Genomic DNA, 23,955 nt, shown 5'->3' with positions numbered 1-23,955 from the left:
TTATACTTATTAAACACATTTAATAAGTATCCCTATATTAGCATATTTTTTAATATGTGCAACTAATAAGTTTTGAAAGGAAATGTGAACTCCTTACTTCACCTAACGAAATGACGAAGAAATAATTAAAATTTAAATCGGAAAATAAGGGAACGCTTAACGTTCCCTCTCAAATCCAATCCGTTTTTTAATTTCCGCTAAATTTACCTTTGCGATAGCTCGTGCCCTCTCAGCACCTCTCTCTAACGCTTCATATAATAAATGCGGCTCATTCATATACATCTCATATTTCTCACGAGGTCCGGCTAATTCACGGTCTACAACGCGAAACAACTCTTTTTTCACATCGCCCCATCCAATGCCAGTTTCATACTTTTCACGCATTGACTGCATTTCATCTTCTGCCGCAAACTCTTTATAAATCATAAATAACGTTTCCAATTCTTTCGGTTCATTTGGAAGTGAAGAATCGGTTTTGATTTTAAATATTAACTTTCGTAGCTTTTCTTGCTCTGCAAATAACGGGATCACATTTCCGTAACTTTTACTCATTTTTCTTCCATCAAGACCAGGTAATATTGCACCTTCTTCTTGTATGACATACTCCGGAAGCGTAAATGTCATGCCAAATGTATGATTAAAATACGCCGCAATATCACGCGCAATTTCAATATGCTGAATTTGATCTTTTCCAACTGGTACATGAGTAGCTTGAAATAGTAATATGTCAGCTGCCATTAAAATCGGATACGTATATAATCCCATATTCACACCTGCATCAATTTCTAATCCCGCTTCTTTATTTTGCTCTACCTTCGCCTTATACGCATGGGCACGGTTCATAAGCCCTTTCGGAGTTAGACAAGCTAATATCCAAGCTAATTCTAGAATTTCCGGCACTTCCGTTTGTCGGTAAAAAATAACATCTTCTCCAAGCCCAAGTGATAACCAAGTAGCAGCTACCTCTTTCGTATAACTACTGAACTTCTCTGGATCATGCACTGCATTTAACGCATGATAATCAGCTATAAAGTACAATGCTTTTCCTTCTTTGTTTTTTGACATTTGTAATGCAGGTTTAATCGCACCAATATAATTGCCTAAATGCGGGTAACCTGTTGGTTTAATTCCTGTTAACATAATTTTCTCGCTCATCCTAACTCCTCCTTTCTCAAAATAAAAAGAGCCCCTCATCCTAAAAAAAGGACGAGAGACTCCCGCGGTACCACCTTAATTAGCTATATTATAGCTCACTTCAACTTCTTAACGTGAAGTAACCGTCTTTGCCTACTCATTTCAGCTAGAAGCTCCAGAGCCCATTCCATATTCATCCCTTACTGATTCCCACCACACATCAGCTCTCTGAAAAGTTTCGAATATGTACTCTTCTCTTTCATTGCTTTTAGGGTTTTTTTTACAGTTTATCACATTTAACTTTCAAATAAACCTAAATTTTCCGTTTTATATAGCAGGAATTTCCACCTTAATTGTCTAATAGTATATAGGTTTGCAGAAATACTCGAAACAACTTTGGAGGTTTTTTCATGGTAAAATATATATCCATTTTAGGTTCAACAGGATCCATTGGCACATCTGCATTAGATGTCGTTTCCGCTCATCCTGAACATTTTAAAATCGTCGGTTTAACCGCGAATTATAATATCGATCTTCTCGAAAAACAAATCGAATCGTTTCAGCCTCGTATTGTAAGCGTAGCGACAAAAGAATTAGCGGATACATTACGTTCTCGTATTTCAACAAATACAAAAATTACATATGGAACTGATGGTTTACTTGAAGTATCTACCCATCCTGATACAAATCTTGTATTAAGTTCAGTTGTCGGTGTTTCAGGTTTACTCCCAACAATTGAAGCATTAAAGGCGAAGAAAGATATCGCTATCGCTAACAAAGAAACTTTAGTTGCAGCTGGACATATCGTCACCGAACTAGCGAAACAAAACGGATGCCGCCTAATTCCAGTTGATAGTGAACATTCAGCCATTTTCCAATGTTTAAATGGGGAAAATAATAAGGAAATCGAAAAATTAATTGTTACAGCTTCTGGCGGCGCTTTTCGTGATAAAACACGTGAAGAAATGAAAATATTACAAGCGAAGGATGCTTTAAAACACCCAAACTGGCTAATGGGTGCAAAACTAACGATTGATTCTGCTACGTTAATGAATAAAGGTTTTGAAGTAATGGAAGCGAGATGGCTATTTGATATTCCTTATGAAAAAATTAATGTTATGATTCATAAAGAAAGTATCATTCACTCTTTAGTGGAGTTCATTGACGGATCAGTTATAGCGCAGCTCGGTGCCCCTGATATGAGAATGCCAATTCAATATGCGTTTCACTACCCTACTCGGCTACCTTCTTCCTATGAAAAGTTAAATTTATTAGAAATCGGTAGCTTACATTTTGAAAAACCAGATTTAAAGAAGTTCCCTTGTCTACAATACGCATATGAATGTGGGAAAATTGGCGGTACAACTCCTGCTGTATTAAATGCAGCAAATGAAATTGCAAATGCACTATTCCTAAAAAATGAAATTGCCTTTTTCGATATTGAAAAAACAATCTACAAAACAATTGAAGCTCATCATAACATAAAAGATCCTTCATTAGACGCCATATTAGAAGCGGATCAATGGGCGCGCGAATATGCACATCAATTGTTAATAAAAAAGAGCTAAAACAGTTTTATCTGTTTTAGCTCTTTTTTTACGTATTCAACTTAACAAATCTATAACTATGCGTAACTAAAACTTTTAATATCGCATACCCTGGAATTGCTAAAATAATCCCCATAATTCCAAATAAATTCCCCGCAGTTAAAATGATAAATATAATAGTAATCGGGTGAATATCTAACTTTTTCCCCATGACTTGCGGAGAAATAAATTTACCTTCTGCTAATTGTACAATCATCATAACGATAATTACTTTTAACACCATTGATGGCGAGTCGATAAATGCGATAATTAAAGCTGGTGTAATTGCAATGATTGGTCCTACGTACGGAACGATATTTACAATCATCGCTAAAATAGCAAGTAGTACCGCATATTTAATACCAATAATAAGATAACCGATTAATAGCATAATACCGATAAATAAACTAACAATAATTTGCCCTCTAATATACGAACTAATCGCATAATGCATATCATCTAGTATTCTCTTCGCAGCTGGTTGTCTTTGCTCAGATATAAACTTTAAAAAATGATTCGGTAATTGCTCACCATCTTTTAAAAGATAGAACAAAATAAATGGAACCATTACAAATGTTAAAACAACTTCAGTAATTGTACTTAAAAATCCAGTTACATTTCCTGTTACTGATGATAATGATTTTGTAAAGTTCATTGTAGAGTCTTTTACAATATTAGCAAAATCAACATTTAAACTTTCCTGCATTCTACCAATTACATTACTTTCTCCAAATTTACGTGCTGCCCTTTCGATTTCATGCCCGAAATATGGCAAGTTATCTATTAAAGCATTTACTTGATCTTTAATAATTGGAATAACCGTGACCGCAAGAAAAACAAATAATCCAAGAACAATTATATATATCGAGGCAATTGACACAATTCTCGACACACCTTTTCTCTCTAAAAGAGAAACGAATGGATGCAATATATAAAATAGTACTCCCGCTAATAATACTGGGAAAAAGATTGTTTTTAAAAATACGACGAACGGTGTAAAGACGAATGATATTTTTGTAAGTAATAATATATTTACAAACAGCAACGCGAATCCAAGTAGTACAGCTAAATAATTTTGTTCTTTAAAAAACTTTTTCAACTTATCTCTTTTTCTTATATTTACTTTCTCCAAGTGTACCACCTCTCTAATTAGGAAAAGCCCTAAAAGGGCTTTATAAAACAATCAGTAATAGCCTTTATTTTCTTGCAGCTTTTACTACAAATGATACAATAAGAATTAACACAATTGCACCTAATAATGCTGGCACGACATGAATCCCACCAAATGATGGCCCAAAAGATCCAAATAATCTACTACCTAACCAAGCTCCTAGTAAACCAGCAATTATATTTCCAAACATACCAGCTGGAAAATTTTTACCCGTTATAGAACTAGCAATTATACCTATAATAGCACCAACTATTAATGTAATAATCCATCCCATTTTTAGTCCCTCATTTCTATTATAGTTTGTATTATCAAATACAAGAGTAGCTAAACTCTTATATAAGATTACGTATTTATCTACGCTAACCATATCCTACTATAGAAATATACCTACGAACATTTTATGTATGGAGATACATATATTATATGCAAAAAAGAAAAAAATTGTCAAACTTACCCACAAATCAATTATATTAATATATCATATTTAAAGGAGGTGTTATTATCTATGATTCATAAATTACTTCCCACTTTTTATGAAGTAGCATCATCCATTTTAAATGTTCAAATTCCAGCTTATAAAATTGAAGCAGACTTTTTAAACAGTACTGCAATACCTCGTTTATATGATACTGTAAACGATATTCAAAATTGTGATGAAACATTCTATGGATATTTCTCTGAAAATAAACTCGTCGGCTTTATTTCTTTTATACAAGAAGAAGAACTAATCGATATCCACAGATTAGTTGTATCGCCCGATTTTTTTCAAAAAGGAATCGCAACGAAACTGCTACTTTATATATTTAACATGTTCTCGTCTTCAATGACATACATTGTACAAACAGGTAAAGCCAATACTCCAGCTCTCACATTATATAAAAAACACAGCTTCATTGAAGTAACAGATACAACACTACCTGATGGCATGATTCTTACGCAACTCAAAAGACAGAAAACACAAAATAGTTTGACTTAATTATTTATTTATGTTATTTTTTACTTTATACAACCTTTTGCTGAGTCCAAATTTTGGAGCGGGGGAACCATTTTTGTAGCTATGCTACTTGGGGCGAATCTTTTTCAAGTAGGGAAACTCTCACTTCCCGAGTCCGACAGCTAACCTCGTAAGCGTAATGGGAGAGGAAGGTGCTTTTTGCCTATGTTACACACTTTGCCTCCTTAGTTATAAATATGGAATCGATATCAATCAGAAAACTATATTTATAGAAAAGGAGACTGGTACAATGTTACGTTTATCAGATCACGCAATAAAAATGATGGAGCAAAGACTTCGACTCGAACAACACCGCACATATCAAGCAAATAAAGTTGTAGATAACTTACATCACAAATACTTCTTTCAGCATATTTTTCAACCGAAAAGATAAAGAAAATGTTTATTTAATATTAAAAAACACAAGGTGTGTCTATAAAGACATTCCTTGTGTTTTTTATATTCCCTATACTTTTTATAATATCCTCACTACATTTAAACTTGCTGTAATCGTGCCTGCAATAGTGGTCACATGCCCAACACCTAATGGACCATTTTGTAATATTAACGTTGAATTTGCACTCGCTACATTCACAAGAAGTGTATTTGAAATAGCTGGTTCGATTACTACAGTTGATGTCGTTACGTTTTGTATAAAACTCCCTGTTATTTGTGTTCCATTTAATAGTAACCTAACAGATACAGTCTCATTCCCACCATTCGCGTCCCCTTGGAAATAGTAGCTTACTAAATATATTCCTGGTGTGGATACCGTGACAGTTGTAGCACTAGTTAAAGATACACCAGCTCCATATACAGTGGATCCTGAATTAATTGGAATGTTGGCATTTGCTGCAATTGTACTTGTTGAGGTAGAAAAGAAATAGCCGCCACCTGTTGATATTGCAGACGATCCAGTTGGACCGGTTGATCCAGTTGAACCTGTAGCACCAGTTGGACCCGTTACTCCGGTTGAACCGGTTGCACCGGTTACTCCTCTTATTCCTTGTATCCCTGTCGGTCCAGTCGCACCTGTTGAGCCAGTCGATCCAGTTGCTCCAGTCGATCCGGTCACTCCTTGTGGACCTTGCACTCCTTGAATTCCTTGAGAACCTGTTACTCCAGGTGCCCCGGTTGCTCCGGTTGCTCCCGTGGCACCTTGTGGACCTTGTATTCCTTGCACTCCTTGTGGACCAGTTGCTCCCGTCGGTCCTGTTGCTCCCGCCTGCCCCGTTACCCCTTGTGGACCTTGTATTCCTTGCACTCCTTGTGGACCAGTTGCTCCCGTCGGTCCTGTTGCCCCTGTTAGACCGGTTGGACCGGTTGCTCCGGTTATTCCTTGTATTCCTTGAGGTCCAGTTGGGCCTGTTGGACCAATCTGACCTTGTATTCCTTGAAGACCTTGAATGCCCTGTGGACCGGTTGGACCCTGGATTCCTTGTATTCCCTGAATTCCTTGCGGGCCTGTTGCACCCGTTGGACCAGTTGGACCCTCTGGACCTTGCACTCCTTGTATTCCAGTCGCACCGGTTGGACCTATATCTCCTTGTGGACCTTGTATTCCTTGGATTCCTTGAGGACCAGTTGGACCTGTTATACCACTTGGCCCTTGCACTCCTTGCACTCCTTGTGGACCGGTTGGACCAATCGGACCTTGGATTCCTTGTAGACCCTGTAAACCTGTTGGTCCGGTTGCTCCCATTACTCCTTGCTCACCTTGTATTCCTTGTATTCCTTGAGGACCAGTTGGACCTATTTGCCCCTGTGCCCCTTGCACTCCTTGTGGACCTGCCTGGCCAGTTGCTCCTATCGGTCCTTGTACTCCTTGTAAACCCTGTAATCCAGTTGGACCGGTTACTCCCATTACTCCTTGCGGACCTTGAATGCCTTGGTCACCCGTTGGACCGGTTGCCCCCATTGGTCCCTGTACTCCTTGCAAACCTGTTAAACCAGTTACTCCGGTTGGGCCAATCACTCCTTGTACGCCTTGGATTCCAGTCGTCCCAGTTGCTCCTGTCACTCCGGTTGCCCCAGTTGCTCCCGTCGGACCAGTTGGACCTCCTGGAGATCCTGCTGGACCAGTTGGGCCGGTTGGGCCTCCTGGAGGACCGGTTGGACCGGTTGCTCCTGTTGGACCTGTTGCAGATCCAGTTGGGCCGATTCCCCCAGTTGAGCCTGTTGAGCCTGTTGGACCTGGATCCCCTTGCAAGCCCGTTACTCCTGTTGGTCCTATTACACCTTGCACTCCTTGTATCCCCTGAGAACCTGTTGGACCAGTTAGACCCATCTCACCTTGTGGCCCTTGTAAACCTTGAACGCCAGTTGCTCCTGTTGGTCCCATTGGCCCTTGTTCCCCTTGAATTCCTTGAGAGCCTGTTGGACCGGTTGGACCAATCGGACCCTGAATGCCTTGTATACCTGTTACACCTTGTAAACCACTACTCCCTAAATCCCCTTGCATACCTTGTATACCAGTATTTCCTGTTGGACCAGTCGGACCTAATTCGCCTTGCACTCCTTGTATACCTTGTATTCCTGTTGGACCCGCCTGCCCGATTTCACCTTGCATACCTTGAATGCCTTGTATTCCTGTTAGACCTGTTTCTCCCATTGGACCAGGTATTCCTTGGATTCCTTGAATTCCGGTTGGACCGGCTGGCCCCCTTTCTCCTTGTATACCTTGAACACCTTGAATTCCCTGTGGACCTTGTTCCCCCATCGGTCCTTGACTCCCTTGAGAACCTCGTGGTCCAGTTAAACCTGTTGGGCCTATTGGACCGATTTCTCCCTGCACCCCTTGCACTCCTTGAATTCCTGTCGGACCCGTTGGACCAATTGGCCCTTGAACGCCTTGTATTCCTTGCGGGCCAGTCGGTCCACCTAAAGAACCTGTCGGACCGGTTGGTCCAGTTGGCCCCGTAATACCTGACGGCGGAAAAGGAATAGGTGCTTGAAACTTACTACACTTATCTTGATGTTTCACAAGCATCTCCTCCCGTTTATAACGCATCAAACTATTTTTAATATATTTAAACTAGCTGTTATCACACCAGATAATGTTGTTACATGACCAACACCTAATGGACCATTTTGTAATGACAAAGTGGAATTTGAAGAAGTAACTTCAATTATCATCGTATTCGAAATCGCTGGTTCTAATATAAAACCTGCTGTAACATAAAAAATAAAACTCCCTGCGACTTGCGTTCCGTTTAATGTAAGCCTTACCGAAATCGTTTCATTTCCAGCGGTTGGATCTCCCTGAAAATAATAACTTATTAAATATATTCCCGGCGTACTTAACGTTACAGTTGTTGAATTTGTTAAACTTACACTAGAACCAAAAATTGTAGATCCAGAATTGATTGGTATTAGCGTATTCGCTGCAATTACAGTCGTTGCAGTAGAAAAGAAATAACCGCCCCCGCTAGGTAAACCAGTCGCCCCAGTCGCTCCTACTATTCCTAGAAACCCTATAGGCCCACTCCCCCCAGTTACTCCTATAGGTCCCACCGCTCCAATTGATCCTTGACTACCTTGTGCTCCAACTGACCCTATGCTACCACTAACCCCTGTCATTCCACTTACACCAGTTGGACCTTGTATACCTTGTATACCCTGGATTCCTTGTATTCCAGTTACCCCTGTTGTCCCTGTTTCCCCTGTCATTCCCGTAATTCCTTGTATCCCTATAATTCCTTGAACACCTTGCAACCCTTGTGCTCCAGCTACTCCTGTTTCTCCCGCCTGGCCTGTTTCTCCAGTTTCACCAGTAATCCCAACATTTCCTTGTGGTCCTTCGGGTCCCTGAATACCTTGCGGGCCTTGTATTCCTTGCGGGCCTGTTATGCCGTCTTCCCCCACATTCCCTTGTGGACCTCTAATTCCTTGCGCTCCTGTTGGACCTGTTATTCCTTGGATTCCTTGAACACCTTGAGAGCCTTGCGCTCCTGTTGGGCCTACTATACCTTGTATTCCTTGAGACCCTTGCAAACCAATTGCTCCTGCCTGACCTGTTATTCCTTGAACTCCTTGTATACCTTGAGCACCTTGTGGGCCAGTCAATCCATTTTCCCCTTGTATTCCTTGCACTCCTTGAAGACCTTGTACTCCAGCTGCTCCTGTTTCCCCTCGTATTCCTTGTAGACCTTGTATACCTTGTGCTCCAGCTGCTCCTGTTTCTCCTCGTATTCCTTGTGGACCTTGTACTCCAGCTACTCCTGTTGTACCATTGGAACCAGTTATGCCTTGTAATCCTTGCATACCTTGTGCTCCTGTTGGACCAGTTACTCCTTGTATACCTTGCATTCCTTTAGGACCTTCTGCACCAGTTGGACCGATTTCTCCCTGCGGACCTTGTATACCTATGGGACCTTCTACACCGGTTGCTCCTGTTATTCCTTGGTTACCTTGTGGACCTTGTGCACCTTGTACTCCAACTGCTCCAACTACACCTTGGGAACCTCGAGGACCTATTACACCTTGAGGACCACTCGGACCAGTTATCCCTTGTATTCCTTGTATACCTATTGCACCAGTCACACCTGTTACACCCCGTGCACCAGTTCCACCCGTTGGACCTGTTGGTCCCCCAGGTGGACCGGGTGGGCCAGATGGACCAGGCACTCCACTAGATGGACCAATTGGACCAGTAGTGCCCATCGGACCACCCGGTGGTCCTTCTAGGCCTTGTGTACCAATACTCCCTGTTGCTCCTGTTATCCCTCGTACTCCTTTTACCCCTTGAAAACCTATTGATCCGCCTATTCCTTGTATTCCTTGAGAACCTTGTGGACCTTGTGGGCCTATCACACCTGTTATCCCCTTTATTCCACTTATGCCTTGTGATCCTTGTATTCCAGTAGAACCAATTGGACCAATGACACCTTGTATCCCTTGATCACCTTGCGGTCCTTGCCCTCCAGTAATTCCTTGTATTCCTTGCGGGCCTTCTTCTCCCTGTATACCCGTAGCTCCTTCCTCTCCCTGTATTCCTTTCGCTCCTTGGGAACCTTGTGGACCCGTTACACCAGAGATGCCAGTTTCACCCATCTCACCTTGCATTCCTTGTGCTCCCGTTTGTCCCCGCTCCCCTATTTCTCCTTGTATTCCTTGCGGGCCTTGTAAGCCTTGACTACCAGTAGGGCCTTGCACTCCTTGTATCCCTTCTAGTCCTTGTACTCCAATATCACCAATTGGACCTTGGTTTCCAATTAATCCTTGAGAACCTTGTAAACCAATTGGACCAGTAACCCCTTGCTCTCCAGTATCACCAACGGCACCTTGGATTCCTTGAACTCCTGTTGTCCCTCGCGGACCTTGGATTCCTTGAATACCTTGAGGACCTTGTGGACCAGTTGCTCCTCTAGGTCCAGTGATTCCCGGAGGCCCGACCGGACCTTCATGCCCTCCAGTTGGGCCTGTTGGACCACTGTTACCAGTAGGGCCAGTTGCTCCTTCAAGCGGAAGAGGCAGTGCCACTCCAAATTTTTTGCACTTTCTATGATGACGCACAACAATCCCCCTTCCCCAAAATAATTACACTTTTTATATGAAATGCATTTTTATATGAAAAGTACATCTTTGACCTCATTTTTTAAAAATAAAGAAGCCTATCATTTCATTTATTTGAAATGATAGGCTTCTTTTTATAAAGCATTTTACTTCTTCGCCTTAATAATAAAAGTAGTTGGTACCATTCTAGCTTTATATAAAGAATAATATTTCGTAGAAGGTGTAGCTACTTCTTCATCAAATACACGAGACGGTTCAGGCTCTTCTATTCTCTCAATTGTAAATCCCACTCTATTTAACTCATTTATGTATGTACTTATTTTTCTCTTATATAATGTCGCTTGTACATTTTCTCCTTTAAATGTTTCAAACGTAATAGGAGTTTCCTCATGATAAGAAGACTTAAAAGCAATTTCTTCTGTACCATATTGTAAATTTGAATATACCGGATGCTCCCAACTAAAAACAAAGCTTCCTCCTGGCTTTACATATGAATGAATCAGTTCCAACGTTTTTCCTAAATCTGAAGTCCAACCTAATGCATAAATGGAATATACAATATCAAAATACCCTTTCGGAATATCCACTTCCTCTTCCATTGCTTCCTCATATTCATTTTGTTCAAACATTTCAATTGCCTTCCTGTTAATGTTCAAGTAACTACCTCCGAAGTGAATGAATTCATCTATTCCCTATCATTATTTTAATATGTAAAAATTGTAATTTCTATAAAAATAAGATTGCTTCGTATTAAGCTCTTTCTCCTGTCTACATTTCATCATATATTTGGATATCCAATTCGTAATGATTTTATCAACACCGCTTTGTAAAGAAAATAAATACCTACTGTAAAAATACTGATTCTCAACAATAAGTAAACTTTTCAATCTCCCTTAAATTGGATATATAACCTATATTAATTTACATATTATGGTACAATAAAAAGTGCTAGCTAAACATTTACGTTCCACACTAGCAGTCTAGCAATACCAAAATCAAAAATCACTTGAAATTGGGGGATGTTATGAAAAAGAAATTAATTGTTCTTCTATTCATCGGAATCATTTTATCCGGATGTTCAACTATAGTAGAAAATTCTTTAGAAACCGGAAGCGGCAGTATTGAATTATTAACACCAACGATTACAACAAAAGATAATGAATTAGAAATTAAGACTGAAGGTATTGATGAAAATAAAGTAACTTTTATTTATGTTGCCAATAAAAAAGTATTGGAACAAAAAATAAATAATGGTGAATCCTACAAACTTAACATTAAAGATATCGAGCACGCTCATAGGACAGACTACAAGCCAAGAGTTCAACTTTTGCAAACGAAAGATGATAACGAAGATGGCGACATGGCAACCTTTAAACAAGTTAGATATACAGTTGAAAAAAAGTAGTTTTATAGTTATTTCATTTAAATATAACAACCGAAAATATACTTTTAACAGAGGGTAAATATAAGAGGTGCTAATATGAAAAGACGATGGATTTTTTGGTGGATTGGCAACATATTTTGGATTACCATTTTTGGGATATTAGCAGCTATCATTTGGCTAAGAGAGGTTGATGGTGCTGGTGTTACTCAAACACCAAAGCTTAAATTAGTCGCATTTATCGTTTTATTAATTGCATTTATATTACCACTAATTATTCAAGTTGTATGGTTAATTGTTAATCTGAGAAAAAGCAGAAAAAAATAACGCAGAAAAAAGAGAGGAATCTTTTTCAATATAGATTCCTCTCTTTTTTCTATGGGGATTATGCCGTGCTTTTAAAGCTGCACTACTCCCTTTTCTTTACGATGCATGTTCATCTTTCTTCTTCTTCAACAATGCTCTCTTTTTCATTGCCTTCGTTAAATATCCACCTTTAAACGAACGGATTTCATAAGAAGACATAAACGCTTTTGGTGCAATTTCATTAATAATTTCTAACAGTTCTTTTTCTCTAGAACGCTTTGCAACGATATCTAAGCGATAACGTATAGAATTTATTCCTTCACCTTCAAATACTGTAACGCCAAATCCAAAATGGCGTAATTCATTTACTAATTCATTACAACGGTCTAGCAAACTAACTTGATACGTAATATATCCAATTGCTAATTTATTTTCTATATAACCGCCTAATAATAGTCCCGCACTAAAGCCGATGACATAGGCAACAATGTTCATCCAATTTGATAAATCTTGAAACACAATACCTAAACTGACAATATAAATTGCTCCTTCTAACAATCCTACACCTGCAGCGGATCTTGTTTGATTCTTTACAAGCAAAATCGTACGGATTGTTAAAGTTGGAACGTAAATAATTTGAAGCACAAAAATAAGTAAAGCTTGTAACATTGGTATCCACCTCTTTCGCAAATTCTTTTGTCATGATAACATACATAAGCTTTAGAAATCGATGGGTTTTTTAATTTTTTTTAATTTTTTTTCATACTATTGAAATGCCCCAAAAATAAGCGTATTATGTTTGGCATAAATTCGATAAGTACCAGTAAATCATTCGTATTATATCATTTATTTTTAAACGCAAAAAAGGAACCTGATTAGGTCCCTTTCATCAGAGTTCTATGTTTTTCGAAGCATTTTCCTTTTGCTTCTCTTCTTCTTTTACTAGCTGCATATTTGCATAGGCTAAATTCGCAATCATTAAAAAGTGTCCACCCAATATTCCAGTACCGAATGCCCACATTTCCATTTCATGCTCAATTTCAAACATAATGATAGCCCCTAATATTGCGGCTGCAAATCGGTTTAGAACTCCTAATCCAGGAGCCTTTTCTTTCATCACGATACTTCTTCCTAATTTCTCCACTCTGCGAGCTAATAGCCAAAGACAATATGCGCTAACTGCTAAACCGATACCGAACCCTGTCACTTGTTTCCCAAACGGAGTAACCGCCCACATTAGTAGTAAACCACTAAAGATCGTATACAATTGTAATCGATATACACGTAAGGCTACTTGAATCAAAATATCCGCTCCTAATTTCACATTTTATTATGTGTCAGAAGAAAAGCAGCAACTTACACAGTTGCTGCTTTCTCTTGTTCTTGTTCATGATCCATTTTTTGAATTTCAACACGTTTAATTTGATAAGCATCTTTTTCTAATACTTTAAATTCATAGCCTTCTGCTTCAACGTATTGTCCTTCTTCGATTTCATGATTTTGCATCATAATCCATCCACCGATTGTATCCACATCGTCTTCTTCAATGTGTAATCCAAACAAATCTTTTACTTCTGAGATAAGCACTTTTCCATCAACAATTTTATGATACTCGTTCACATGTTGAATTGGTGGTGCTTCATCTTCATCATATTCATCACGAATTTCGCCGACGATTTCCTCCAATATATCTTCAAGCGTTACAATTCCAGCTGTTCCTCCGTACTCATCATATAAAACAGCCATTGGAATTCGCTTCTTCTGCATTTGCAGTAATAAATCATGAATTGGAGTCGTTTCCATAACTTCAATAATCGGACGCATATACGTGCGAATCGATGATAAATCTTCTTGATCGTTGTTCATATATCGAATAAAGAAATCTTTTACGTTGACCATACCGATAATATCATCTTTATCTTCTCCAAAAATCGGATAACGTGTGTATCGTTCATTTTGGATTACTTTCATGTGTTCTTCTACTGAATCTTCAAGATAGAAACCAACGATTTCTGTACGCGGTACCATGATTTCTTTCGCAATGCGATTATCAAATTCAAAGATATTATTTACATACTTGTATTCAGCTTGATTAATTTCGCCACTTTCATAGCTATCCGAAAGAATAAGACGTAATTCTTCTTCTGTATGAGCTACTTCATGTTCAGAAGCTGGTTTCAAACCGAATAAACCAGTTATAATACGAGCTGAACCGTTCAATACCCAAATAAATGGATACATGATTTTATAGAACATCATTAACGGAGTTGCCAATAACAACGTTACTTTTTCAGCCTTTTGAATTGCCAGCGTTTTCGGAGCTAATTCCCCTACTACAACGTGTAAATATGTCATTAGCATAAAAGCAAGACCAAAAGTTAATACTGATGAGATAGAAGGATTTATGTTCCATTTCTCAAATAACGGGTGTAATAACTTTTCGATTGTCGGTTCACCTAACCAACCTAATCCCATAGCTGTAACTGTAATACCTAATTGACAAGCAGATAAATATTCATCTAAATTTGTTGTTACCTTTTTCGCTGCTAAAGCACCGCGTTTCCCTTCCGCAACAAGCTGATCAATGCGACTTGAACGTACTTTTACAATCGCAAACTCTGCTGCTACGAAAAATCCAGTAAATGCGATTAAAATCGCAACCATGACTAAATTAAATATTTCCAATGAATCCCCTTAGTTAAAAAACTAAGGTGTCCACCTCCTGTATACTATAATGTTTTCTTATTTGTTCGTTAGAAAACATAGCCCGATACAAAAATTAAAGAGGTCGGATTTCACTTATTCTATAATAATAGAGCAAGTGTCTGTATTAAAGCTGTCGTTTGACCAGATAAAGATTTCGATATTTTTTCACGTTGTGAATCAGTCAATTCATCTAAAAGCGGCTTTAACTCCGTTAACTCTGCTTCTAATCGATGAATATGGTCTGTCACTTCATTCACTTGTTTCGAAACGTGTTCATTGATACCGAGCAGCTTCTTCTTCTCCTCGATTTTCTCTTTAATCTCACAAAGCGGCATATGCATTTCTTTGCACTTCTCAATAAATTGTAATGTCTCAAATGCTGTTTCGTCGTAATAGCGATAATTAGATTGAGATCGCTCCGCTTTTAAGATACCTAGATTCGTATAATAATCAATCGTTCGTTTCGACACGTGAGCCATGAGAGCCAACTGTCCGATTCGATACACCTTCCCAACGATCTTCCCCCCTTGTTTATATTACTACCATCATACAATACATAAACTGTACAGTCAAACGTGATGGTTATCATTCACAAATTATACAAATTTCTAAATTTCATCCTTTATTAATAAAAACAATTAATCTATAACTATACAGCTTTTTCCTTTCAACCTTTCTTATTTAACAGCATACCTTACTAATAACGATTGCTTGTATAGGAGGAGATTAATATTAAAAAAACTATCATTTCTCATTTTTATAATGAAGAATACCTACTTCCATGGTGGCTTATGCATCATACAAAAATATTTGATCACGGCATATTAATTAATAGAGGTTCTACTGATCGTTCCGTAGAGATTTGTAAATTATTCGCACCCCACTGGGAAGTGCGAGATTCCAGATTTCTTGAGTTTGATCCAACAAATACTGATATTGAAGTGATGGGAATTGAAAGAGAAATTTCAGGTTGGAAAATCGTTTTAAATACTACTGAATTCTTTTGTTGTAATAATACAGAAGAGTTTTTCTCATCTCTTCATGCACTAGGACAAAATATGTATGCGATTAGAATGATTTTAATGATAGATAGCCATAAGTACAATTATTCAAAGCCAAGATACTCTATCCCATTAGTAGAACAACGATACCACGGCGTCTTCCCTTATAACCCAAAACTCGGATGTGCCTGGAGATTTATTCACAATCATCTAGATGGTGCATATTTACCTGGTAGACATTATTCGCGGCACGGGAATATAGTTTATGACTATCCTTCATTTATTTTAAAATTTTATTTTAGCCCTTGGAATGAACAGTCAAAGGCAAGAAAATTACAAATTACACCTACCCTTTCAAAAATAGGTGTTCAAATGGGACTCCAAACACATTACGGTCAATCTCCTGAAGAACTGGAAACACGTTTTTTAGAGCTTAGTAACGTAACTCAAGACCTCCGTAATAATCCTGAATATCAAGAATTATTTCCAAAGTTTAAACCATAATGTTTTTTGCATGGTCATCACCTCACACCATTTCATCCGCTTAATCAAAAACAATCTCATTTGCATAAAATATGAATACTGTATATATTATAAATTTTTATTTTAGGAGGAAAAAATGAAAGCTGTTATTCTTGCTGGTGGATACGGTACAAGAATTGGGGAAGAAACACATTTAAAACCAAAACCTATGATTGAGATTGGAACAAAACCTATTCTATGGCACATTATGAGTTTGTTTAGCCATCATGGGATCACTGAGTTTATTATTTGCTTAGGCTATAAAGGATATGCAATTAAAGAGTTTTTTCTAAATTACAACTTACACATGTCAGATTTCACAATACATTTAAGCGATAACACAATTACTAGCCATTCTCATCCTATAGAACCATGGAAAGTTACATTAATTGATACTGGTCTAAATACCGAAACAGGTGGACGAGTTAAAAAGATAAAAAATTATGTTGGAGACGAACCTTTCTGTCTCACTTATGGTGATGGATTAAGTAATGTAAATATAAAAGAACTTATTGCATTTCATAAAAAACACGGAAAAATGGCTACTGTTACAGCCGTACAACCTCCTGGTAGATTTGGTTCTCTCGTTTTAGATAAACAATCTGTCACATCCTTTCAAGAAAAACCACTAGGTGATGGTGGATGGGTTAACGGTGGATTTTTTGTTTTAAATCATGATATTTTCAATTACATTAGTGGAGATAAGTCTGTTTTTGAAACCGAAACTTTAGTTCAGTTAGTAAACAAAAATGAACTGGCAGCATTTCAGCATACTGGTTTTTGGCATCCGATGGATACATTGCGCGATAAAAATAAATTAGTCGAGCTATGGGAAAATAATGACGCTCCATGGAAGGTCTGGTAATATGACTTCATCATCTTTTTGGAATAAGAAAAAAGTATTTATTACAGGACATACTGGCTTTAAAGGCTCATGGCTCACCCTTTTTTTAACTTCTTTAGGCGTAGAAGTAATCGGCTACTCTTCTCACCCTCCCTCAACTCCTAACCTTTTTGAACAATGTAACGCAGCAAAAGAGTGCATTACAATTAAAGGAGACATTACAGATTACGATTCTTTATTCCATGCCATAAAACAGCACAAACCTGATATGATATTTCATTTAGCAGCTCAACCAATCGTCACCACTTCATACAAAGATCCTATTGATACATTTAAAACAAACGTCTTAGGCACTGTTCACGTATTAGAAGCAGCAAAGTACGTCGAAAGCGTACGTCTCATTATTAATGTTACGAGTGATAAATGTTATGCGAATGATGGGAGCGGTAATCGAGCATTTGTAGAATCCGACCGTTTAGGGGGCTATGATCCATACAGTGCTAGTAAGGCTTGCGCTGAATTAGTTGCAACATCATATCAAAAATCTTTTTTTCACACGAACACCCTTTCACTCGCCTCAGTAAGAGCAGGCAATGTCATCGGTGGTGGTGATTGGGCAGAAAATCGCTTATTCCCAGATATCATTCGTGCATATTTACAAGACCGTCCTTTAAGTATTCGAAACAAAAATGCTATCCGACCGTGGCAACATGTTTTGGATCCTTTACATGGATATATCCTTTTAGCTGAGAAACTTTGGAAGCATAAAGAGTATGCAGAAGCATGGAATTTCGGACCAATTAACGAGGCTAACAAAACCGTCCATGATGTCATTCAATCTGTAATAAAATTATGGAATAAACCATTAACAATACTTTCTCCCACTATAAATACTCCTTATGAATCACCTATTTTAACACTCGATAGTACAAAAGCAGTAAATAAACTGGACTGGACTCCTAAGCTATCCACAGAAAATGCTATCGCTTGGACCGTTGAATGGTACGAAAAATATGCATCCGGTGAAAATATAGAATCATTCACACGACAACAAATCGATGCATTCAAAAATTTATAAGGAGGCTATAAAATGGAACAAAAAAAATGCCGTTTTTGCCACTCATTGTTAAAAGATACTTTTATAGATTTAGGTGTTTCCCCTCTCGCTAACTCATTTGTAGCTCCAGAAAACTCATATAAAATGGAACCTTTTTATCCACTGCATACATTTGTTTGTAACTCTTGTTTACTTGTACAATTAGATGAATTTGAATCCCCACAAAATATTTTTCATGACTATTTATACTTCAGCTCTTACTCCTCGAGTTGGCTATTGCACGCTAAACAATACGTAGAAATGGCAATTAAGCGTTTCAACCTAACGAAACATTCAAAGGTTATTGAAATCGCAAGTAACGATGGATACTTATTACAATACTTCCAAAAAGAAAACATCAATACTACTGGAATTGAACCAGCGAAAAACGTAGCAGAAATCGCTATACAAAAAGGCGTTCCTACTAATATAAATTTTTTCAGTAACGACTTAGCAAAAGAATTAATAAGCAGTAGTCCACAAGCTGATTTAATTATTGCAAACAACGTATTAGCCCACGTTCCAAACTTACATGATTTTGTCGCCGGCTTAAAAACATTATTAAAACGAGATGGCACTATTACAATTGAATTCCCGCACCTATTAAACCTTATTTCCTTTAAACAGTTCGATACAATCTATCACGAGCACTTCTCTTACTTCTCACTTATAAGTCTGCACAAAATTTTAGCTCATTATGATCTACAAATTGTGGACGTAGAAGAGCTTTCAACACACGGTGGTTCCTTGCGTGTATTTATAAACCATATACATGCACAATCAACTATCCATTCTAATGTTTCAAAAGCAATCCAAAAAGAAGTGGATCATGGGCTAGATACATTGGATTGCTATCTCCTTTTTTCGAAACAAGTGGAGCAATTAAAAATAGATATTTTAAAGTTTTTTATCGAAACAAAAGCTTTAAACAAACAAATTATCGGTTACGGCGCTCCCGCTAAAGGAAACACCCTTTTAAATTATTGTGGAATCGGAAAAGAATTTCTATCTTATACGGTAGACAAAAATCCTTATAAACAAAATCTCCTTTTGCCAGGAACTCGTATTCCTATAAAATCCCCAGAAGAAATTAAACGGACAAAACCTGATTATATTCTCATATTACCTTGGAATTTAAAGGAGGAAATTATGAAAGAATGCTCCTTCATCCGTGAATGGGGCGGCAAATTTTTAGTGATGATCCCAGAAGTAGACGTGATCGAACCATGAAAAAAATCCTTGTAACAGGCGGTAGTGGATGGATTGGTAAATATGTTGTACATTCACTTATACAAAAAGGTTATGAAGTTCACGCCACTTACAATAAAAATAAGCCTTCTCACCTTTCCTGCCATTGGCATAAAGTAAACTTACTTCGCGATGAAGAAGTAAAAAAACTCATTTACGAAATTAAACCTACTTACCTTTTTCATTTAGCTTGGGAAGCAGTACCGCCCAAATGCTATGTATCCATCAATAATTATTATTGGCTCCAGTCCAGTATTTCTTTAATCCAACACTTCACAACATGTGGTGGAAAACGAGTAGTTGTAGCAGGTACCGGTGCTGAGTACGAGTGGTTTAACGGTGTATTATTTGAAGATTCACCGCTTCTTTCCTATAAAACACCTTATTCATTATGTAAAAATGCATTGCACTCCTGGTTACAATCGTACGCAAAACAAACCGGCCTCAGCATGTGTTGGGGCCGAATTTTTCATATGTATGGCCCTTACGAACATGGTAATCGACTTGTATCTAACATTATCACTTCATTATTAAAAAACGAGGAAGCACTATGTACACATGGAAATCAATCTCGAGATTTTCTCCATGTGAGTGATGTCGCTGACGCTCTTGTGACCTTATTACAGTGTAACGTTACAGGTACGATAAATATCGCTTCTGGTCACTCTGTACAAATTAAAGAATTAGCTTCTATCATTGCCAAAAAGATAGGAAAAGAAAATTTAATTAAACTAGGTGCTATCCCTTTTCCTAAAGAGGAACCTTTATTTGTCGGCGTTAATGTGGAACGTTTAAAAACTGAAGTAAAGTGGCTACCAACTTACGATCTAAACACAGGAATTGAGGAAACTATTTTTTGGTGGGAATCATTTATAAAAAAGCATAACGATATGCATCACTGAAACGCAGATCCTTTGTTCCTCCCGCTAGTTCTCTATACCATGCTTCTAATCTTTCAGGTGTAATAATATGATGCGTCCCCATTCCCGCATGTATACTACCTTGAGAAAGAGTTGGCCCGATTTGTAATTTGCGCCTTTTGATCGCATCATTCCACGGACTAAATCCAAACCATACAATACATGCAAGAGGTGGGTAATTCATAGACTCATGCATAGTTAAATGTCTTCCAGCCGTATAACTTCCATATTCGCGATTGTGAATGAACCTCCCTCTTCTCCACAGCTCCCAATCTTCAGGCAAGTAACCGTGAAATCGCTGTTTCATTAGAGAAATACTATACCTAAGTTTTGGATAATTATAGTTTGGATTTTCTACCATTATAAGGCCTTCTAACCAGTACATCCTCCCTCCTAAGTCTTTTAGTGATTTCCAGAACTGCTCTTTATCTTGTACACAAAGAAACTCAGTCGTATTTAAAATTATTTTCCACCCTTCTACCTCTTGTTCAACCCCCATTACTTCACGATCTGTTGCTAGTGCATCAAATTCTGGATTTTCAGAATCTCGCACTTCCCAATGCGGTGCGAACTTTTTGCAAATTTCCACAGAGCGATCTGTAGAACCTTTATTAATTAAAATACCATGATCAAACAGTTTCGTATGATGCATAAGCCACCACGGTAATAAATACTCTTCATTGTAAAAATGAGAAATAACGGTTGTAGTTATAATAATCTCCTCCTCTTTCTCTATTAATCTACTTTTTCATCCTACTCTTAATATACTTATCAGTTATGTAATTGGTTTCTTTTATTTTTAAAATATGTTTTTCTACCATATACTATGCTTTCTTCGGCAACCACCATTTTCTAAAGAATCAACTCCGTACAATTAACATCCTAATAAACTGAAAATTAAGTTATAATATCATTATAAAATTATGAAGGAGGAATTCGCTCATGTACTACAACACTTCATTCGAAAACGATCAACCTGTAGGCCGTCTATAAACTAAGACGGGCATTCATATAACAAGTGCACCATGCCTCGTCTTAGGGAATAAATCATAACCCTAAAAATAGACGGAGGTCATTCAAATGAAACAAACCATTTTAGGAGCTATATGTTTATCACTAGCAGCAAGTATTTGGGGTGGTATGTACGTCGTTAGTAAATACGTACTCGACTTTATTCCGCCACTTACACTCGTTTGGCTACGCTTTATTATCGCTTTTGTTGTTTTATATGCGATTTTGAAAACAACTGAAAAAAAGCAAAAGAAAAAAGTAACCATACACAAAAAAGATTGGCTATTATTCGCTTGGATTGGATTCATCGGGTATTTCATTTCGATCACATGTCAATTTATCGGAACGAAATTATCCGATGCTCATACAGGCTCCTTAGTGACATCAGCTACACCTGCATTTATGGTTATATTTGCAGCGCTCCTTTTAAAAGAGAAACTAACTGCTCGTAGACTTTTATCAACTATAATAGCGACAATCGGTGTCATTATCGTTATCGGATGGGATATTGAAATCGGCTCCTATTTTATCGGTACAATCATTTTAGTTGGAGCCGCTATTACGTGGGCTTTACTATCCATTTATGTAAAAATCGCTTCCGCTCGATTTTCATCTTTAATTATTACAACGCACGCAATATTCTTTTCACTCTTTTTCATTACACCGTGCATGGTATGGGAACTCCAATCAAGTCCTATTGAACATATAAACATGTACGTATTATTAGGCGTACTCTATTTAGGAATCGTCTCAACCGCAGGTGCATTTTTTCTTTGGAATAAAGGGTTAGAATTAATGGATGCTAGCATCGGTTCATTATTTTTCTTCTTCCAACCGATCGTAGGATCATTACTTGGCTGGCTCCTGTTAAATGAGACGTTAAACAGTAACTTTTTCATTGGTGGTATCCTTATTATATGCAGTGTTCTAATTACTACTTTTGAAAAACAAAAATAGTATAAAAAAACAGGCAGAGACTTAGTCTCTGCCTGTTCGCATAATTGGGTCTTGATCATGGAATCCTATACAAATTGGTATACTGCTTTGTACTCCACTACATGCAATTATAAAACTACACACTGTTCTTGCGATTAAATATAAAGTAATACCTACAGCCTTTTTATCTAAATCAAAGCCATTTTCACCATAAATATCAGCTAACTCTCCTAAAGACGGTCCTTCTATTTCATCCGTCCAATCACTGGCCCAATCCTCATCATCTTCTTCAAGAAACATGTAATTGTCACAAATGTAGAACTGACTATCCCACTCATTATCAAGATCATACTCAAAATAAATCGCCTTTGCTTCTTCACTTTCAGCGACTTTTAATGCTTCTTTCAAACCTATTCTCATACTTTCCTTGTATGAATCTAATGGAATCAATTTAATGCGCTCTGCATGCTCACTTGATGCTAACGTGCTACAAACATCATAATACTTCGATTCTATTTGAGATACTGATAACGAAAATATGTCTTCCTGCATTTCCTCTAAATACTGAAAAATATCCAAACTATTTCACTCCATACTCTTTACGTAGTCCAATGAACTGGACGAGACAACACTTTCGGTAATTTCGTATATTTGTCCCCTTTCGCCGCATTAATTTGCACTTGCGTAAGAAAAATACTATTTTTAAAATCTGTCCCGCGAATATCTGCATCTCGTAAATTAGCCGCAATAAGATAAGCTCCTCTTAAATTTGCTCCTTGTAAATCCCTCTTTTTAAGGTTAGCTCCCATAAGATCTGCTCCGCGGTGACTGATTCGTTTTTTACGTGCAACATTCATTTCCTTCCATACTAATTCACTCGTCTCTAAAAGGAGAATGTTCACTTCTGCACGGTGTAATGGCACATTTACTTCCATTAACTCATCTGAACTTAAATTAGAAAGACGCTCTGTCTCTTCAATTGCTTCCTTCAGCTCTTTATGAATTGTCTGCGTCGCCTTTAATAGAATAGCTTCCTTCAAATACCAAAGCATTTCATGAAGCTGTTGCATAACCGGAAAAGCATCATACATTTCTCTCGCATGCTCGGCATCTGTCCGCCAATCAATTCCTTTAAACGTAACTTGAGAAATCTTTTGTCCAGCACCGAAACATTCAAATACTGTACAACCTTTATAGCCTTTTCCTCTAAGATCTCTATGTATACTACATTTATAATCTGATTGTAGATTTGTACAAGGTTTACCACCATCTTTATTCACCGCAAAATCTACTGATGCTGCAAACGGTAATGCTACACAACATAATCCAAAACATTTTTCACAATCCGCTTTTAAACTATTGTAATTTACATCCTCTTCTACACGAAAATAGTCGTTATGATTAGTCAAAATATATACCCCCTGTTGTCTTTTGACTATTTCATAATATTCCAACTGCACTAAATAATCAATTTTAAAACAAATGGACCTATTTCATTTCAAACAACAACATAATCCGTCTATTTCTTTTCATTTAAAAAGGACACCCACTACAATATTAATTATAATTAAATTAAGAACTTTCA

At 37.6% G+C, this 23,955-nt stretch carries 23 protein-coding genes, 1 pseudogene, 1 riboswitch and 1 other annotated feature; of the genes and pseudogenes, 11 read left to right on the top strand and 13 right to left on the bottom strand.

Going from position 1 to position 23,955, the window contains the following annotated elements; translation table 11 throughout:
* Positions 1–156: 156 nt before the first annotated feature.
* Entirely contained in the window at positions 157–1,155 is a 999-nt protein-coding gene (locus tag MHH66_RS10055) for a tryptophan--tRNA ligase (RefSeq protein ID WP_063217581.1), read from the bottom strand.
* Between the two features lie 44 nt (positions 1,156–1,199).
* Positions 1,200–1,406: a binding site (T-box leader), on the bottom strand.
* Positions 1,407–1,544: 138 nt separating this feature from the next.
* Between MHH66_RS10055 and MHH66_RS10050 the strand changes: the two genes are divergently transcribed.
* Positions 1,545–2,702 carry a 1-deoxy-D-xylulose-5-phosphate reductoisomerase gene (locus MHH66_RS10050; RefSeq protein WP_063217580.1) on the top strand — a complete coding sequence of 386 codons (1,158 nt, stop codon included), beginning with the start codon at positions 1,545–1,547 and terminating at the stop codon, positions 2,700–2,702.
* A 28-nt stretch (positions 2,703–2,730) separates the two neighbouring features.
* Here the strand turns inward: MHH66_RS10050 and MHH66_RS10045 are convergent, their stop codons facing one another.
* A complete protein-coding gene (locus MHH66_RS10045; protein WP_063217579.1) occupies positions 2,731–3,852 on the bottom strand; it encodes an AI-2E family transporter in 1,122 nt (373 codons plus the stop codon).
* A 64-nt stretch (positions 3,853–3,916) separates the two neighbouring features.
* Positions 3,917–4,165: a GlsB/YeaQ/YmgE family stress response membrane protein gene (locus tag MHH66_RS10040; protein WP_002033357.1), complete on the bottom strand. Its 249-nt coding sequence runs from the start codon at positions 4,163–4,165 to the stop codon at positions 3,917–3,919.
* A gap of 231 nt (positions 4,166–4,396) precedes the next feature.
* Between MHH66_RS10040 and MHH66_RS10035 the strand changes: the two genes are divergently transcribed.
* Together MHH66_RS10035 and MHH66_RS10030 are read left to right on the top strand one after the other, a co-directional pair.
* Complete coding sequence (locus MHH66_RS10035) at positions 4,397–4,867, top strand: GNAT family N-acetyltransferase (RefSeq protein ID WP_078185431.1); 471 nt, start codon at positions 4,397–4,399, stop codon at positions 4,865–4,867.
* Between the two features lie 28 nt (positions 4,868–4,895).
* Positions 4,896–5,038, top strand: a riboswitch (cyclic di-AMP (ydaO/yuaA leader).
* Positions 5,039–5,135: 97 nt separating this feature from the next.
* Positions 5,136–5,279 carry a hypothetical protein gene (locus tag MHH66_RS10030; protein ID WP_000945246.1) on the top strand — a complete coding sequence of 48 codons (144 nt, stop codon included), beginning with the start codon at positions 5,136–5,138 and terminating at the stop codon, positions 5,277–5,279.
* An 81-nt stretch (positions 5,280–5,360) separates the two neighbouring features.
* On the opposite strand, the gene MHH66_RS10025 is transcribed toward MHH66_RS10030, so the two are convergent.
* From MHH66_RS10025 to MHH66_RS10015, 3 genes and pseudogenes are all read right to left on the bottom strand, one after another.
* The gene (locus MHH66_RS10025) at positions 5,361–7,874 is read right to left on the bottom strand and encodes a BC_3345 family exosporium-associated protein (protein ID WP_078185430.1); all 2,514 of its coding nucleotides are present in this window, start codon (positions 7,872–7,874) and stop codon (positions 5,361–5,363) included.
* Between the two features lie 20 nt (positions 7,875–7,894).
* Entirely contained in the window at positions 7,895–10,399 is a 2,505-nt protein-coding gene (locus tag MHH66_RS10020; protein ID WP_078185429.1) for a collagen-like protein, read from the bottom strand.
* 146 nt (positions 10,400–10,545) lie between these two features.
* Positions 10,546–11,004: pseudogene (locus MHH66_RS10015) on the bottom strand (methyltransferase domain-containing protein); the annotation flags it as partial.
* A 419-nt stretch (positions 11,005–11,423) separates the two neighbouring features.
* Between MHH66_RS10015 and MHH66_RS10010 the strand changes: the two are divergent.
* Positions 11,424–11,804 (top strand): hypothetical protein, encoded by a 381-nt coding sequence (locus MHH66_RS10010; RefSeq protein ID WP_002084382.1) that lies wholly within the window; start codon positions 11,424–11,426, stop codon positions 11,802–11,804.
* A gap of 75 nt (positions 11,805–11,879) precedes the next feature.
* Positions 11,880–12,107 carry a DUF3923 family protein gene (locus tag MHH66_RS10005; protein WP_016096676.1) on the top strand — a complete coding sequence of 76 codons (228 nt, stop codon included), beginning with the start codon at positions 11,880–11,882 and terminating at the stop codon, positions 12,105–12,107.
* 96 nt (positions 12,108–12,203) lie between these two features.
* On the opposite strand, the gene MHH66_RS10000 is transcribed toward MHH66_RS10005, so the two are convergent.
* The 4 genes from MHH66_RS10000 to MHH66_RS09985 all read right to left on the bottom strand — a co-directional run bounded on the left by MHH66_RS10000 (position 12,204) and on the right by MHH66_RS09985 (position 15,298).
* Positions 12,204–12,755: a DUF2179 domain-containing protein gene (locus MHH66_RS10000; RefSeq protein WP_002014015.1), complete on the bottom strand. Its 552-nt coding sequence runs from the start codon at positions 12,753–12,755 to the stop codon at positions 12,204–12,206.
* Between the two features lie 220 nt (positions 12,756–12,975).
* Entirely contained in the window at positions 12,976–13,389 is a 414-nt protein-coding gene (locus tag MHH66_RS09995; protein ID WP_002084378.1) for an ATP synthase subunit I, read from the bottom strand.
* 53 nt (positions 13,390–13,442) lie between these two features.
* The gene (locus tag MHH66_RS09990; protein ID WP_078185428.1) at positions 13,443–14,771 is read right to left on the bottom strand and encodes a hemolysin family protein; all 1,329 of its coding nucleotides are present in this window, start codon (positions 14,769–14,771) and stop codon (positions 13,443–13,445) included.
* A gap of 119 nt (positions 14,772–14,890) precedes the next feature.
* A complete protein-coding gene (locus MHH66_RS09985; protein ID WP_025149265.1) occupies positions 14,891–15,298 on the bottom strand; it encodes a MerR family transcriptional regulator in 408 nt (135 codons plus the stop codon).
* 225 nt (positions 15,299–15,523) lie between these two features.
* On the opposite strand from MHH66_RS09985, the gene MHH66_RS09980 reads away from it, so the two are divergent.
* From MHH66_RS09980 to MHH66_RS09960, 5 genes are all read left to right on the top strand, one after another.
* A complete protein-coding gene (locus MHH66_RS09980; RefSeq protein ID WP_078176817.1) occupies positions 15,524–16,297 on the top strand; it encodes a glycosyltransferase family 2 protein in 774 nt (257 codons plus the stop codon).
* 115 nt (positions 16,298–16,412) lie between these two features.
* Positions 16,413–17,180, top strand: a complete 768-nt coding sequence (rfbF, locus tag MHH66_RS09975) for a glucose-1-phosphate cytidylyltransferase (protein ID WP_078185427.1) — start codon at positions 16,413–16,415, stop codon at positions 17,178–17,180.
* Position 17,181: 1 nt separating this feature from the next.
* Positions 17,182–18,237: a CDP-glucose 4,6-dehydratase gene (gene rfbG, locus MHH66_RS09970; RefSeq protein WP_078185426.1), complete on the top strand. Its 1,056-nt coding sequence runs from the start codon at positions 17,182–17,184 to the stop codon at positions 18,235–18,237.
* Positions 18,238–18,249: 12 nt separating this feature from the next.
* On the top strand, positions 18,250–19,485 hold the full coding sequence (locus tag MHH66_RS09965) for a class I SAM-dependent methyltransferase (RefSeq protein ID WP_078185425.1): 1,236 nt from the start codon (positions 18,250–18,252) through the stop codon (positions 19,483–19,485).
* On the top strand, positions 19,482–20,405 hold the full coding sequence (locus MHH66_RS09960; protein ID WP_078185424.1) for an NAD-dependent epimerase/dehydratase family protein: 924 nt from the start codon (positions 19,482–19,484) through the stop codon (positions 20,403–20,405). The genes MHH66_RS09965 and MHH66_RS09960 overlap by 4 nt, the downstream gene beginning before the upstream one ends.
* Here the strand turns inward: MHH66_RS09960 and MHH66_RS09955 are convergent.
* Entirely contained in the window at positions 20,374–21,135 is a 762-nt protein-coding gene (locus MHH66_RS09955; RefSeq protein ID WP_265171143.1) for a glycosyltransferase family 2 protein, read from the bottom strand. The genes MHH66_RS09960 and MHH66_RS09955 overlap by 32 nt on opposite strands.
* A 368-nt stretch (positions 21,136–21,503) precedes the next feature.
* Here MHH66_RS09955 and MHH66_RS09950 point away from each other — a divergent pair, with 368 nt between their 5' ends.
* Positions 21,504–22,391 (top strand): DMT family transporter, encoded by an 888-nt coding sequence (locus tag MHH66_RS09950; protein ID WP_078185422.1) that lies wholly within the window; start codon positions 21,504–21,506, stop codon positions 22,389–22,391.
* 21 nt (positions 22,392–22,412) lie between these two features.
* Here MHH66_RS09950 and MHH66_RS09945 read toward each other — a convergent pair whose 3' ends face one another.
* A complete protein-coding gene (locus MHH66_RS09945; RefSeq protein WP_078185421.1) occupies positions 22,413–22,949 on the bottom strand; it encodes a hypothetical protein in 537 nt (178 codons plus the stop codon).
* A gap of 20 nt (positions 22,950–22,969) precedes the next feature.
* Positions 22,970–23,779 carry a pentapeptide repeat-containing protein gene (locus MHH66_RS09940; protein WP_078185420.1) on the bottom strand — a complete coding sequence of 270 codons (810 nt, stop codon included), beginning with the start codon at positions 23,777–23,779 and terminating at the stop codon, positions 22,970–22,972.
* Positions 23,780–23,955: the final 176 nt, after the last annotated feature.

It is taken from the genome of Bacillus sp. FSL H8-0492 (assembly GCF_038006145.1).
Classification (GTDB): Bacteria; Bacillota; Bacilli; order Bacillales; family Bacillaceae_G; genus Bacillus_A; species Bacillus_A mycoides.
This window is presented reverse-complemented; position numbering and strand designations above follow the sequence as displayed.